Source organism: Pirellulales bacterium (assembly GCA_033762255.1).
GTDB lineage: Bacteria > Planctomycetota > Planctomycetia > Pirellulales > JALHPA01 > JANRLT01.
Genome location: JANRLT010000013.1, coordinates 1 through 14,185 on the forward strand (window position 1 = coordinate 1; position 14,185 = coordinate 14,185).

Below are 14,185 nucleotides of genomic sequence, written 5' to 3' on the forward strand. Positions count from 1 at the left end.
AAACGTCACTCCGCAAGAGGTCCGCCGGGTCCAAGATCTTATCAACCACAGACCCCGCGAATGCCTGGGCTTCCAAACCGCCCACGAAGTTTTTTACGCTAGCTCCTAAACCCGCGTTGCGTTTGAGTTTGATGTCCGCCCGGTTTTCAACCGACCATTTTACCATATAATACGCGATTTAATTGGCTGACTGGCGCATGGGAAGAAGTCTCGTATTTCTATATTGCCGTCGATAAGGTACGGTATATTGAGCAGGAGGATTTTAATAGCCTTCTAACTGAACATGGATATCCAACATTTTCCTATGGCAGTCCCCAACCTTTTGATACAAACACCATCCAAACCAAGCAGTCAGAACTGTGGGATATGCTGTGCCGCAGGATTGAGCAGCCTTGGTGTGCGGAGAACAACCCGTATGCGGCCCAGGTGATAAATGAACACTCATTGAAATTGGATCAACTACAGAAAGAATTACGCCAAAAGCCCAAATACTTTGCTCCACAGATACGCAATATTAACCATGGTAAATATGATATTGTTCATGCCTATATACCACACCTCGATGTAATCCAGTCGATTTTCAAGATTTATGGCATTCGTCTGCGGGCCCGGATTCCGCGGGGAGAACTTGATTTAGCGGTAAATGACCTGGAAAGCATGATCCACATCGGCAACCTGCGATCAACATATCCCCTTGCCTATGAAAGTAATCTTGCCATGAGTCAGTATGAAACCATTTATAAGCATTTCCAGTATTTACTGCGGCACAAAAGTGCTGATAGTAAACTAATTCAAAGATTACTGAATTTGCAGAAACTTATTCCGGCAAATGTTGATATCGTGCCGGGGTTTGAAAAAGGAGAGCGACTGATGCGGGTTAGCCAGGCTACTTTCCTAGCCAGAACCAGCCAAAGTCGGGGGACTGCCAAGGGGATAGAGCTTTACGGGCCGGAATTTAAAAGTCCTTACGCGGATTTTGATTGGGATCAGACCACTAAGAGTATTTTGCAAGTATGCGACCAACGAATAGCTAATCTCAAGCTGCCGGATTATTTTCAAAATTTTAAGCATTTAAGAAAATCGGATCTTGAAATCGATCAATCGGCAAGAAATATCAATAAAACTTGGAAATCCCCTCGCGCCATCCTCTATACACGCAGTCAGCGTTCAGAATTGTTGGCAATGTTCATATTTTCCGATAATTGCAATGAACTAAACTTTTTGGAAAGAAGCCTCAAGCATGCATGCAGACACGCACTTGCCAGCATTCTTTTGGCCCTTGAACTTTATCGATTCGATCATGGCCATTTTCCGCAACGGCTTAGTGAATTGTCCCCCCCTTATCTTTCCCAAATACCACTCGATCCATACACCAAGCAAGAGTTTGTTTACCGCAGTACCGGCCAAAGTTTTATTGCCTATTCTGTTGGACCAAATTTAAGCGATGATGGCGGAATCGAGAATTGGCATGATCCCATGATTCACACGCAGTCCAACGATTACGCCATCGGCACCCCGGACCAGGTGCCGGTAAAATTTTGGCTGAGTTGGTAGGGGTTGGCGGAGTCAATTAGGAATTGAAAATGAAGAATGAAGAATTAATTCCGTCATTCTGAAATCTGCATTCCTACTTCTCACTTCCGCAGGATGGCCCAGGTTGTTTGTCTACTTCGGCGGCGCACTAGCAAGAAGAACGCAGGTAGCCGCAAGAGGGAATATATACTAATTGCAAGTAATCATAGCGCGGTTTTTACCCGATTTACCAAGGGCTTCCACAACTCCGTTGGAGTAGGAGTTCACTGGTTTTGTCCTTTTTCCCAGGGTTGTTCGCTGCGCTCCAACCCATGGGCTTTGTTACCCAGTATTATCATTGAACAGGGCGCGTTGCGGTACTCCCTCTCCCTCTGGGAGAGGGTCGGGATGAGGGAATCTACCGCGAAGCGGTTATGGAACTCAGCCCAGGGTTGCCGCGCAGCGGCTACCCTGGGAATACACCCTCTCCCTCTGGGAGAGAGCCGGGGTGAGGGAATATACCGCAACGCGGTTGCGTCATCCGGAAATAACCCAGTAATACTATGGGTGCCTTCATAAATAGATAGCCTCGCTACGTTTAGCTAGAAAGCGTACAAAAGGGGTATGAACCTTGATTGAGGTTGCTAACTATTCACAATTCCCTCTGGTCGCTACGCGGCACCGATAGACTGCGCCAATCGATGCTACGCCGCTGATAGTTTTGTGGGCAACGATATGAATCGGGCCGTTGGCCCTTCCTCGTATGTTCCACGCTTCACCTAGGGGGACGCTGCGCTTGCCACAATTTAAAAAAAACACGGCTGGGATCGGTCGGGCCGTTGGCCCGCAAAGGATAAAATGCCGTTGGCCCGCAACGAATAAAATGCCTTTGGCCCGCAAAGCTCCTCTGGCACACAAGCGGGCTGAATCACATGGCGGGGACTTTAGTCCGCAACCCAAACTGCTTACGGACTAATGTCGGTGCTACATCTTCTGCGGCGGGCTAATTTCCTGGCTTGCGCGGCGGGCTAGGCACGTCGGCAGGAGCCTCCAACGATTCCAGTTGCACATCGGCATATACGGTTTCCGGACCGGCGGTTAGATTGAACTGCATGAGCTTGGTCAGTAAATCAGTTTTAAGCGACTGCAACAACTCGCTTTTACCCTGCAGATCGTTCAACAGACGAATTTTCTCACTCACCTCCGGCGAGTTTAGCTTTCGCAACTGCTCCTCCGAAAACTGCAAATGCCGCTCGGTCGTGGCCTGCTTGATTTGCAATTCCTTCAGCCGATCCTGCCAGGATGTTAGTTGTTCCGTCTGTTCCAATTTGGCCTGAGCCTCTCGTAAACGATTTTCCGTCAAAAGAACTTCCTTTTGCAATGTGATCTTTTCCAGTTCCACACTTTTCAATTTAGCTTCTATTTCGGTTAAACCCACTTGAGAAATATTTCCCGTCTTTTCCAGTTCCTGCGCCTTTAGTTTCAACGCCGCGGATGTTGCCTCTAAGCTCTCAATTTTGTCCTTAATTACCCGGCGGTGAATCTGTGCCTCTTGCAGGGCCAACGGACCTTGCTCCTCCGCCCGCTTCTTTTGCAACTCGATCTCCTCCAGCATCCGCGCGCGACCTGCCTCCAGCCCCACCACATCTGTTTGAAAGGTCAACCGTTGCTCCAGCAATTTATTCCGCAGCGATTCCACCTGGGCGGGGGCAATTTGCAGCTCATTAAGTTGCTCTTTTATCTCAGCCAATTTGGCATGGCATTCCTGTTGATTAGCCTCCAATTGATGAAGCTGCTTTTCCATACTTTGGATGGGACGCATCGCGGCCTGGCGGCGCAACTCACTCAATTTTTTTAACTTGTAGTTGTAACGTTCGACCGCTTTGTCTAATAAGACCGACATGTCAAAGTTTTCCGGGACTTTTCCCTCCATCCGGTAGACCCGCACCTCGGCCAATAGCACCTCGCTTAATAGTGGCGCCGCATAAAAATAAACCACTGTTTTCAGCTTGTGGGTATGCTTATCGGCATCCTCCATAGTCCAGTCCTCGACAGTGATGTTAGTCATTCCGATGCTTTGGGCGTCCCTCGTTGTTAGTCCCGACACGGCAAAAATGCCAGTAATCGCCGGTTCGCGGTCCTGGGGAATGACTAACTGGGGAGCAGCCATGCCCAGGCCGCCGCCTGGCATACTACCCATCCCCCCCATGCCGCCACCGTACGCCCCTGGCCCCATCATCCCAGCCCCCATCATACCGGGCATGCCGCTGGCTCTGCCGCCGCTCCCTAGGGGTCCTCCCGGGGACGTTCCCCCCTCGCCTGATCCTCCTCCACGCCCGAGGATAATTCCCTGAGGACCAAAGCCCGCGCCAGGAGCCGCGCCGGATTCGGGGTCAACCTGACTAGGTGGTCCGCCGGAAGAACCAGGAGCGTTTGAATCACCTTCCCCGACGGAGGGGACCGACGGCGCGGTCGTTCCCGGCAACCCGGCTCTTCCCCCCGTCCCTTCCTCGTTAGGATCGACCGGGATCGCGGTGGCGGGTATCGGCTGCTCGGGCAGTCCTAGCCCTCCCTCCGCGGACTCAATACCCGCGGGAGTGCCTTCGGATAAGCCTTGAGCCACGGTGTGTTGACCCACTCCCCCCATGGCAACCATCCCCAACGCGGTACACACAAAAACACAAAGCGTCGAGCGCGAAATTTTCATAGATGCCTCAAAAAGAAAAATGAACAGTTGTCGAAATATCACTTGCGGAAAAAACAATGCTGGTGAGTCGGTCCGTCGGCCCACAAGCAACAACGACCGGGAAGATCACCTTTTACATCGCCCGGAGTTGATGCGATTCCACTTTGGCTGTCACCGCGGCCAGGGAATCAGGAAATCGCTCGATAATGCGGACATATTCGGCCAGAGCCCGATCGGTTTGGCGGCGTTCAGCTAGATTGCGTGCCCAGGCGAGCAACGTGGCGGCGGTTTGCTCGTGTTGGTGGCGGGCTTGCCAAACGGCAAAATCCACCTGATGCTGCTTTGCGGAGGCAGAACCGCTGCGAGAGGCCGCCGACGTGGCGACGGTGTTCGGTCCGGTCGACGGATCCGTTAGGCTCTCCAGCTCACCCGCCCCGACCAGCATACCCAGGCTGTCCGCTGGCGTCCCCGCCGCCAGCAGTTCGCGCTGTGCGGTCAGTTCCACGCACGTGGCGACTTGTGCGTTTAAATCCTGAACGTCGTGCTTTAATTCGTCCAATTCCGCGGCTAAAGCCGCTAATTCTTGATGAAATGCCGTGACTTGAGCGGGAGTCGGGACGCTCGCTGGCGATCGGGGAGGACGCGGTAAGGTAGGGGCAACAGCCGGGGAAGGAAGTGGTATCGTCGGTTCGCCAACTGCGCGATTGTTTGCCAGCGGGGGGACACGCCGCGCGGTGTCGGTCAGGATGGGCTGGGGGACTGCTGGGTGATGGCGGACGAGGGGGACATTTGGTCCCGCCAAACGGCTAAACTGCCACACCGACCAGCCGCCGCACAGCAGCATGATGAGAACGACCGGCATGGCTCTTTGCATGCGCCGCCTGCGCGAATTGCGAATGGAGTAGGTTTGCCAGGCAAGCGCGGCAAACTCGGCCGGGGTGCGCCGCGACCGCCCCGCCCCGGAAACTCCCCTGGTGACTGGCGGGATGCTGGGTTCTCCCGGAATATCGTGTCTGTCGGGAATGTGCGCGGACATCAGGGCACCGGGGAGAGGAACGCAAATTGGGGTTGTGGATTGACGGGGGAGCGTGTGGCAAGACCTACAGGGTCAGTGCGCGCAGTTCGCTGATCAAGGTGCGCAGTTTACGCCGAATCCGGCTTAGGCGTGAATCGACGGTGTTGGGGGTTAAATTTAAAAGCACGCCAATTTGGGCGGAGGAATGTTGGTCAAAATACCGGAGCACCACCAATTCGCGCTCGGCCGGGGAAAGCTGTTCGAGCGCGGCATGCAACTGCGTAAAGGTCTGGTCTGCGGCATCGGGCCCTTCCTGCGCGGATGGGGAATTCTGGGTCTGGGTCTGGGCCAACTGCCCCGCCGCGCGGCGCAGCCAATTCCAAAAGCGACGCGTCCAGCGTTGCTCTTGGCGACATTGGTTAATGACAATCTGGGTTAGCCAGGTGCGATACTGGCTCTGCTGTCGGAATCCGGGTAAATTTGTTAATACGGCCACGTAGGCCGCTTGGACGACATCGTCCACATCGGCGGTCGCCAGCAATTTACGCGCTAAACCGCAGACGTACTCATGATGCCGGGTGATCAATTCGGTAAATGCCCCGGAATCACCCTGCAAAATACGGGCGACGCAATCCGCATCAGGATTGGTTTGCGTGGAGTCCGCCACAGGGTAAGCCAGGTGCGTGGTCAAGATTTACCGTTTATCCGACAAATGAGATGCCGATCAGGGAAAGACCTGACAGGAAAAGCGGGGAATCTCCGCAAAAATATTCGAATTTTTGACTAGTGTCAAAACTGGATTCTCCTCTGTAACTCTTCGCGAACTTCCTTTTTGGGAAAAAACTTAAAATCCGGGATACGACACCGGTGGAGCCATCCGCCCGCCAGTTGCTTGCAATTCCCCCCCTGCTTAAACTATCTTATTGAAAAACCGGCGGCCACAGCGAAGCGCGAAAAACGCTTGGTTGGGGCCGTAACTTGTCTGGTAGCCCTACTTTTGCTTGTCAATTTACCCAATTTTACGATTTAGCAGTTGGACGCGAATCTGAAAGGCAACGGTTGGCGGTTCAAGCTTTGAGATTTGTATCCATCCCCGGCGATCCCAATAATGCCGCGCTATTATTGAGTAGGATTTGTGGCGGGGCCTTAGCATTTTTTTGCAGCCTTGATTTATGCTAGCCAAACGTGTCATCCCTTGCCTGGACGTTGATCAAGGCCGGGTGGTGAAAGGGACCAAATTTTTGAATTTACGCGACGCGGGGGATCCCGTGGCGGTCGCCGCGCGGTATGAGGCGGAGGGGGCGGATGAGTTGGTTTTTTTAGACATTACCGCCAGTCATGAAGGGCGCGAGATCATGCTGGATGTGGTCCGCCGGACGGCGGAGGTGATTTTTATGCCCCTGACCGTCGGTGGCGGCATTCGCACCCTGGAGGATATTCGCGCGCTCCTCAACGCCGGTTGCGATAAGGTCTCGATCAATTCCGCCGCGGTGCGCGATCCCGACTTTGTCCGCCAAGCCGCCCAGCGGTTTGGCAGCCAGTGCATTGTGGTCAATATTGATCCTAAACGGATCCAGCGCGATGGCCAAACCGTTTGGGATGTCCATATCAATGGCGGAAGAATCGCCACCGGGTTGGAAGCCGTCGCCTGGGCTAAGCAGGTGGAACAGCTAGGCGCGGGGGAGATCGTTTTAACCTGCATGGATGCCGATGGCACCAAAAACGGTTACGACCTGGAAATGACCGCCGCGGTCAGCCGCGCGGTTCGGGTCCCCGTGGTGGCCAGTGGCGGCGCGGGACGGCCGGAACATTTTGCCGACGCCATCTTGCGGGGCCGGGCTGATGCCACGCTAGCGGCGGGAATTTTGCATTTTGGCGAATATACCATCGCCCAAATCAAATCAGAAATGTCGCGCCAGGGGATTCCTGTGCGACTGGCGGCGTAGGGGTGGGTAGTGAGCAGTGAGTAGTGGGTAGTGGGTAGTGGGATGAGATTTCAAATTTCAAATTTGAGATTTGAGATTTGAAATTGGTAATGATGGACGGGATGAACGGAACGAGCGGACCAAAAACAGAGAATTGACGGGCCAAATTCAGTGAACAGAGCACTGAATTATTGCGGCGAAGCACGACCCTGGCAAAGTGAATTTGCCACCGGGGCGGGCTGGCCGGACGTCAGAGGCAATCAACAGGAACAGAGGAATCATCATGGCGGGTGGAAGTAAAAACGGAGCTGCCACAGCAACCGAAGAACACGTGGGTACCCCAATGGATCCCAAGGCCCTGGCTCATCGCTTGATGGCCAAATTCGCCCATAAAAAGGGCGAGTGTGAAATTGACAAATTATTCCGCGCCTTGGTGAAGGTAAACGGATCGGACCTGCATTTGAAGGTTGATAAACCCCCCTATGCCCGCGTCAAGGGGGAGCTGCGCCCGCTCAATCGCGGTCCGATCGACAACGAGGAAATGACCCGCATTATTTTTGAAATGATGTCGGATCACCATTTGCGAATTTTTGAGGCGACGGGGGGGGCGGACTTTGCCCACGTGGTCGAGGTGGATGGCAGCAACTGGCGGTTCCGCGTGAATGTGCTGACCCAATTGGGCCAGGTGGGTCTGGTCGCGCGCAAGGTCAACCAGTGGATTCCGGACTTTGCCGGTTTAAATTTACCACCCATCGTCGAAGAGTTATGCAAGTTCGACCAGGGGATGGTGCTTCTGGCCGGAGTGACCGGTTCGGGCAAATCGACCACGATCGCTTGCATGCTCAATTATATCAATCAAAATTATCGCAAGCACATTCTCACACTGGAAGACCCGATCGAATTTGTCTTTAAAGAGGATAAATGCCTGATCAACCAGCGCGAGGTGGGGAACGATGTCAAAAACTTTGAGATCGGCATGAAGCACGCCGTCCGCGAAGATCCTGATGTGATGCTGGTGGGGGAAATGCGCGATCAAGAGACATTCATGACGGCCATACATGCCGCCGAAACCGGCCACTTGGTCTTTGGCACCATTCACGCCAGCAGCGCCCCCTCCACGATTGGGCGTATTTTGGACTTGTTTCCCGCGGATATGCACCCCGCCCTGCGGAGCGCGATTGCCTTTAACATGAAGGCCATCATCGCCCAAAAGCTGCTCCCCAGCATCAAAGAGGGGGTGGGACGCGTCCCCACGGTCGAGATCATGACGTTCAACTCGACCGCGCGCAAGCTGATCCTAGAGGAAAAAGACGACAAGCTGGGGGATTTGGTGCGGATGTCGGTTAAAGACGGCATGCAGGACTTTACCATGAGCCTCTGTTCCCTTGTCAATAAACAGCTTATCGACCGCAATGTCGCGCTCGAGGTCGCGCCTAATGTGGACGCGCTCAAAATGGCGCTCAAGGGGATTTCCGTTTCGACACCGGGGATTTTGTAATTTGGCGATGGTTCCGGCCAGCGGCGGCCCCCGCGCCGGAACCAGTTTTTTCGGGAATATCGCGGGATTTTTTTTGGCATAAGGCGGATTTTTCGAATGCGGCGATTTTTGCTTTTGTGTTTGCTTGTGGCGGTCGTTTGCTGCCTGGCCTGTCCCGAACTGGCGCTGGCCCAGCCCACCCCCGCGCCCACCATCAAACCCCCGCCCGAGGGGTGGCCCCCATCTTCGGTGCTGCCGTTTCGCCGCGAACCGGCCGGATTTTACTTTAGTCTGGTCAAAATCCTGGTGTATTGGCTGACCTTCTTGATGTGGGTCAAACTTACCGATTATCTGTGCCAAGACACGGTCGTCTTTAAGCAAAACCACTCCCTGTGGAATCCCATCTTGGTTGGTACGGGTTTCTTGGGCTTGGCGTTATTTTGGGTAATACCGTATTTTTTGTTTGCTTATCTCTGGCTGTTGCTGGCGCTCTTTGTGGCGCCGGTTGTTTACGTGATCCTACGCAACGCCACCCTGCCCAAGCATGAAAAGATTTTCACGCCGCAGCATCTCCGGGCGATGTATGCGGATTACGCGGGAAAATTTGGGGTGAAGGTCAAAAAAGAGGCAGACCTGCCCCAGGAAGAGGGAGCTCCGGTCAAATTTATCCCCAAGGGGGCCGACGACGACCAAAAAAACCAGGTCAACCTGATCACAGCGCGTCAATCCGCCGGTTGGCAACCGGCGAAGCAACTGATCGCGGATATGTTGGCCCGCAAGGCCGAAATGAGCATGCTCGAATACTCGGCCCAGGGTGTGGCGGTGCGGTTTTCCATTGATGGCTGCTGGCACAACGTGCCGGCCCTGACGCGGGAGGTGGGGGATCCCATGTTGGCCGCGCTCAAGAAAATGGGCAACGCCAACGAACAGGACCGCCGGGGCAAACAAGAAGCAATTTACGAGTGCGAATACGAAAAGATCAAATATCAGGTCCGCCTGGTCACGCAAGGGACCGAAACGGGCGAACGGGCGATCCTCTCCCTCAAAAATACCAAAACTCTGCTCAAAAGCCTGGACAGTCTGGGGATGCGGGCCAAGCTGATCGAAACAGTCAAACCGTTCCTTAATGAGCAGCGCGGCATTGTACTGGTCTCGGCCCCCCCCGCCGGCGGGGGATATAGCACCATCTACAGCGTGGTCCTCCGCGAATGCGACCGTTACATGCGCGACTTTGTCGGCGTGGAAGAAACCAATCACCGCGAGCCCGAGGTGGAAAACGTCCACCTGACTTATTATGACGCCAAACATGGCGACAATCCGCTAAAAATTCTCAACGATCAGGCGCTCAAGTACCCCAACGTCTACGCGATGAGCGATTTGATCAATGGGGATGTGGCCCGCTTTTTGATAGAGCAGTGCGGCGAGGACCGATTAGTACTCAGCGGTGTGCGGGCCAAGGAATGCGCCGAGGCCCTCTTGCGGGTGCTCATGCTCAAGGTCCCCGCCGCCGAATTTGCACCGGAAATCAAGCTGGTCATCAACATGCGGACGGTCCGCAAACTGTGCGAAAAGTGCCGCGAAGCCTACACCCCTCCGCCGGAAACGCTCAAAAAGCTGGGCCTGCCCCCCAGCCAGGTCACCGCCCTGTATCGGCCCCCCACCAGTTGGCCGGAAAAAGAACCCCCCTGCGTGAATTGCACGGGTATCGGCTATGTGGGACGGACGGGGATATTTGAGGTGCTGGTTGTGGGGGACCACACCCGCAAGGCCCTGACCACCACCCCGCAACTCGAGGCCGTCCGGGCCGCCGCCCGCAAGGATGGCATGCGCACCCTCCAGGAAGAAGGAATTGTGCTGGTGGCCAAAGGGATCACCTCTTTGGATGAACTCTTGCGGGTGCTCAAGGGAAACTGAATTAATTACAAATTACAAATTAAGAATTACTAATTAAAAATGAAAGCGTATGCTGGGCTTTTTGTTATGAGTAACAAAGCCGCCGATGGTATCGGCGGAATGGGGAATGTACCCGTGAAATTGAGTTACTGGGTTTTGATTGATCTTACCAACTTGTCATTCGTCATTTGTCATTCGTAATTGAATCATGTTTACAGTTTTTCTCCTGGCGGTTTTTTTGATTCCCGTGATCATGCTCTCGGCCTTGGGGGGATTGTGGGATAATCTGCTCACTTGGATCAATATCATCCTGGCCGGGCTAATCGCCACCAATTACTTTGAACCATTCGCCATCTGGATTGATTCGATGATCGGGACCGATTACGCGTGGTATTCGGATCTGATGGCGTTTTGGATTCTCTTTGCCGGGACGATGGGGTTGCTGCGCGCGGTAACGGACACGATATCCACGGTGCGGGTCCGCTTTCGCAAACCGGTGGAAGTGGCCGGTTCGATCATCTTTGCCGCGCTTTGCGGGTGGACGCTGGTATGTTTAACCACCTTTAGCCTGCATCTGGCCCCGCTGGCGGTCAATTCCTTTGGCGGCGCATTTCAAGAACGACCCGAGACCAACAACATGTTTTTTGGCACGGGGCCGGATTTTTTGTGGCTCAGCTTTGCCCATCGCCAGTCCCGGCCCGACAGCGGTCCGATTTCTGTGGATGAGCAGCACATCTTTGATCCGCAGGGATTGTTTCGATTAAAATACGGCCTGCGCCGCTACCGCTTTGAGCAATTACTAGGCGACAAAGGCAAACCCCCGGTCGAGTAGCGCGTGTTTTGCGCGGCTGCCGGACTCCGTGCGATCCCCTTTTCGGCATTTTTTTCAGCATGCCCAGCGTTGATGACTCCCGCGCGGCGACCACCCCCTTTCCCGTGGAAGGGGAGTTGTGGCGCGATAATCGGATCTTGGATGATCACAGCATTAGCTGGCCGGCGCTCGCCACGCTGGTCACCGGACTATTGTGCCTGCTGGTGTTTGTCGCGCCGGAGGCCCTCTGGGTGCTGGTTCCCCTGCCCCTATTGGCGGGGCTGATTACCTGGCGGCAGATGGCGGCCCGGCCGGGGCATTATCTGGGGGCCAATCTGGCCTGGCTGGGCCTGGCGGTCGCCCTCTTTTCGGCGGGCGTGGTGGGGACCCGCGTCTCGACCACCGCGGCGCTGCATCGGGACCAGGCGGCGCGGGTGGCGGACCAGTTTCTAAAATTTATCCAGGCGGAGGAATTCTCTTCCGCGTATGAGCTTTCCCTGGACCGGCAGCGTTCATTTCGCGAAGCGGCGCTGCGGCAATTATTGATCGAGGACCCCAAGGAACAGGCGGCCTTTGATAAGTTTTGGAACTCCCCCCTGCTGGCCCAACTGCACTCCGCCGGAAAAAAGCTGCGGTGGCAAGAACGCGGCGTAAGCCTCTTTGGCAGCGATTCGTTTCATGATTACTGGTATGTCCATTATGAGCTGACATTTCCCCCGGAAGTCGCGGCGCAACCCCGACTGATCACGCTGGTTGTCTCTCGATTGCAAAAGCCCAACCCCAAGCGTCAATTGTGGATGCTGCGCCATGTGCAGGAAACACCAACACAATAAACACTGGCGCGGAAATCGGCAGCGTGGTAATCAGCGCTGCGCACCTAGACAGACTCCAACCGCGGGGAGGGAAAATTTTGTCGACCACGGGCTTCTTTAACCCGTGGCAAAGGCCGCCGCCACGGCCGCCTGGCTTTTGGCCAGGCCCGTCTTGGCCACTTCCAACGCGTCCTGCTTCCAGTATTCGGGATTAAATAGCTCTAGCGACAGCCATCCCGCGAATCCCGCCGTCTGCAGATCCTGAAAAATTTGCCCCAGCGGGGCCACGCCGTCCCCGGGATAGACCCGGTGCGAATCGTTAATCTCGGCCCGCGGGGGCTGGCCGGGATAGTCATTGATATGCATTACCTGCACGGCGGACCCGCTGAGCAGCTTTAACCCCGCAAAGTCGCTCCCCCCCTTATAAATGTGGTACACATCGGGCAGGATGCAGGCCCGCGGGTGGCCGCTTTCCACCGCCACAAACACCGTCTCCCCCAGTCGGCTCAGGGCCTTGCTAAACCCCCACACTTCCACCTGCGGGGTCACGCCGATTTGCTGGCCCACGTCACACAGCGCGTGATAGCGCTGGGCGGCGGCAAACAGATCCAGATTCGCGTTCTCGGTTTCGCCCGCGGGAGGGGCGGCGATCCGCGTCCCCCCCATTTGCCGGACCAGGTCCATATCGCGCTTCGCCTGTTCCAGCCCCTTTGCCCGAACGGCGTCATCGTTGGCGATCCACGGGGCAAAGCCGATCGCGCTGACCACCGCCAGATTTAAATCCGCGCAGCGCTTTTGCATATCCGCCAGCGACTTGCCGCGCTTCACATAATCCTCGATATCGCCTATCCACGGCTCGATGCCCCCATAACCCGCCTGGGCGGCGATTTCGACCTGTTGTTCCAGCGGCAGCTTTTGCCCGCGAATGGTGCTGGTGTTGAGCGAATATTTCCAGGATTTCCACAAGGGACTTTCCGCCCGGGCCGCGCGTTCGGCGAGAGTGTCGGAATCAGCCAAGCGAGACGCCGCGGTACCATGCCCCGTCTGCCCCGCCGCCAAAGTTAAGCCAATCCCCGTTAACCAGTTACGACGAGATACACCCATGATTTGACTCTGTTGTGCGCGACGGTGCGGAAACGCCCCAAAATGCCAAGCAGCCCCCCAGGCAACTGGCGATCATTGTGAGCCACAAGAGCACGGGCGTCAACTGCGCGGTCGCCCCCAGCGGATTGACCGCGCTTTCGCCGATCCAGGCCAGTCCCACCAGCCAACCGACAGCCAGCATCCGCGTTCCCCGAAAGCGTGGCGGCCCAAATTGCGTCAGATATCCCGCCAAGAGCGCCCACCACCCCCGTGCCAGCAAGTCCCAGATCGCCCAATCGAGCCACAAGCCAAAAGTGGCCCCATGGGCGTCGCGACCGCGCAGCAGATCGCGGATCGTGGCGTCATCCAGGCCATGGGCGCGCAGCTTTACCGCCAATAAGAGCGCCAGGGTCAGCGTGGTCAGCCACGAGCCTATGACGGCCAGCGCCGTGCAGAGCACGGTCGAGTGCAACTGGGCTGCGAGAGCCTTGCGCACTATGTGAATGCGGGGGAAGGACGAGGTCCGCGAAGGCGGGACGGTACTCGTGGGCGTGTTGGCAGGATTCGCGGGCATACGTCTAAGTATGCTTGCGATGGAAGATATTTGCCACAAAAAGGGTATTATTTCCGCCCGAAATATCCCGCGCCCGCCTGTATTCAATAGCTGTAGATTATCGATTTTGGACCTTAGCGGCTAATTTGTTGACGCTTAATTCATAAGTAAACGCCCCCAACAGCGTTCCCTGCGGCACGCAATGGCTACCTGATCCAAAAAACGTGGCTCTCCCCGACCGTGTATTGAGCGGTCATTTTGAGAATGGTATGATTCGAATTGTGAAGATTGCGGCATAGCACGGTCTCCAGTGCGGTATAGCATGGTAAAAACACCGAGCGATCCGTCGCAACTCTTTACTCAGTATCACATATTTGTTTTTACCGATCCATACTTGGCCGCAATTCAATCGTGTGCT

Annotated in this window: 11 protein-coding genes; 6 read left to right on the forward strand and 5 right to left on the reverse strand. The window is 55.4% G+C overall.

From position 1 onward, the window contains the following. Positions 1–444 precede the first annotated feature (444 nt). Positions 445–1,554 (forward strand): hypothetical protein, encoded by a 1,110-nt coding sequence (locus tag SFX18_03615; protein ID MDX1962215.1) that lies wholly within the window; start codon positions 445–447, stop codon positions 1,552–1,554. Between the two features lie 961 nt (positions 1,555–2,515). Here the strand turns inward: SFX18_03615 and SFX18_03620 are convergent. From SFX18_03620 to SFX18_03630, 3 genes are all read right to left on the reverse strand, one after another. Continuing rightward, positions 2,516–4,219, reverse strand: a complete 1,704-nt coding sequence (locus SFX18_03620) for a hypothetical protein (GenBank protein MDX1962216.1) — start codon at positions 4,217–4,219, stop codon at positions 2,516–2,518. A gap of 112 nt (positions 4,220–4,331) precedes the next feature. Continuing rightward, positions 4,332–5,234 (reverse strand): hypothetical protein, encoded by a 903-nt coding sequence (locus SFX18_03625; protein ID MDX1962217.1) that lies wholly within the window; start codon positions 5,232–5,234, stop codon positions 4,332–4,334. Between the two features lie 64 nt (positions 5,235–5,298). Further along, positions 5,299–5,904 carry an RNA polymerase sigma factor gene (locus SFX18_03630; GenBank protein MDX1962218.1) on the reverse strand — a complete coding sequence of 202 codons (606 nt, stop codon included), beginning with the start codon at positions 5,902–5,904 and terminating at the stop codon, positions 5,299–5,301. 481 nt (positions 5,905–6,385) lie between these two features. Here SFX18_03630 and hisF point away from each other — a divergent pair, with 481 nt between their 5' ends. The 5 genes from hisF to SFX18_03655 all read left to right on the forward strand — a co-directional run bounded on the left by hisF (position 6,386) and on the right by SFX18_03655 (position 12,152). Beyond that, on the forward strand, positions 6,386–7,159 hold the full coding sequence (hisF, locus tag SFX18_03635; GenBank protein ID MDX1962219.1) for an imidazole glycerol phosphate synthase subunit HisF: 774 nt from the start codon (positions 6,386–6,388) through the stop codon (positions 7,157–7,159). A gap of 322 nt (positions 7,160–7,481) precedes the next feature. Next, entirely contained in the window at positions 7,482–8,636 is a 1,155-nt protein-coding gene (locus tag SFX18_03640; GenBank protein MDX1962220.1) for a PilT/PilU family type 4a pilus ATPase, read from the forward strand. Positions 8,637–8,732: 96 nt separating this feature from the next. Next, positions 8,733–10,529 (forward strand): ATPase, T2SS/T4P/T4SS family, encoded by a 1,797-nt coding sequence (locus SFX18_03645; protein ID MDX1962221.1) that lies wholly within the window; start codon positions 8,733–8,735, stop codon positions 10,527–10,529. 187 nt (positions 10,530–10,716) lie between these two features. Then, positions 10,717–11,340, forward strand: coding sequence for a hypothetical protein (locus tag SFX18_03650; protein ID MDX1962222.1), 624 nt, complete (start codon positions 10,717–10,719; stop codon positions 11,338–11,340). A gap of 59 nt (positions 11,341–11,399) precedes the next feature. After that, positions 11,400–12,152, forward strand: a complete 753-nt coding sequence (locus tag SFX18_03655; GenBank protein ID MDX1962223.1) for a hypothetical protein — start codon at positions 11,400–11,402, stop codon at positions 12,150–12,152. Between the two features lie 96 nt (positions 12,153–12,248). Here SFX18_03655 and SFX18_03660 read toward each other — a convergent pair whose 3' ends face one another. Next, positions 12,249–13,235, reverse strand: a complete 987-nt coding sequence (locus SFX18_03660; GenBank protein MDX1962224.1) for a sugar phosphate isomerase/epimerase family protein — start codon at positions 13,233–13,235, stop codon at positions 12,249–12,251. Continuing rightward, entirely contained in the window at positions 13,216–13,788 is a 573-nt protein-coding gene (locus SFX18_03665) for a hypothetical protein (GenBank protein ID MDX1962225.1), read from the reverse strand. The genes SFX18_03660 and SFX18_03665 overlap by 20 nt, the downstream gene beginning before the upstream one ends. Between the last annotated feature and the right edge of the window lie 397 nt (positions 13,789–14,185).

Bases quoted from the DNA above. Each gene is read 5' to 3' on its own strand.
- SFX18_03620 (MDX1962216.1), bottom strand. From the start codon at position 4,219: ATGAAAATTTCGCGCTCGACGCTTTGTGTTTTTGTGTGTACCGCGTTG.
- SFX18_03625 (MDX1962217.1), bottom strand. From the start codon at position 5,234: ATGTCCGCGCACATTCCCGACAGACACGATATTCCGGGAGAACCCAGC.
- hisF (MDX1962219.1), top strand. From the start codon at position 6,386: ATGCTAGCCAAACGTGTCATCCCTTGCCTGGACGTTGATCAAGGCCGG.
- SFX18_03640 (MDX1962220.1), top strand. From the start codon at position 7,482: ATGGATCCCAAGGCCCTGGCTCATCGCTTGATGGCCAAATTCGCCCAT.
- SFX18_03645 (MDX1962221.1), top strand. From the start codon at position 8,733: ATGCGGCGATTTTTGCTTTTGTGTTTGCTTGTGGCGGTCGTTTGCTGC.
- SFX18_03650 (MDX1962222.1), top strand. From the start codon at position 10,717: ATGTTTACAGTTTTTCTCCTGGCGGTTTTTTTGATTCCCGTGATCATG.
- SFX18_03655 (MDX1962223.1), top strand. From the start codon at position 11,400: ATGCCCAGCGTTGATGACTCCCGCGCGGCGACCACCCCCTTTCCCGTG.
- SFX18_03660 (MDX1962224.1), bottom strand. From the start codon at position 13,235: ATGGGTGTATCTCGTCGTAACTGGTTAACGGGGATTGGCTTAACTTTG.
- SFX18_03665 (MDX1962225.1), bottom strand. From the start codon at position 13,788: ATGCCCGCGAATCCTGCCAACACGCCCACGAGTACCGTCCCGCCTTCG.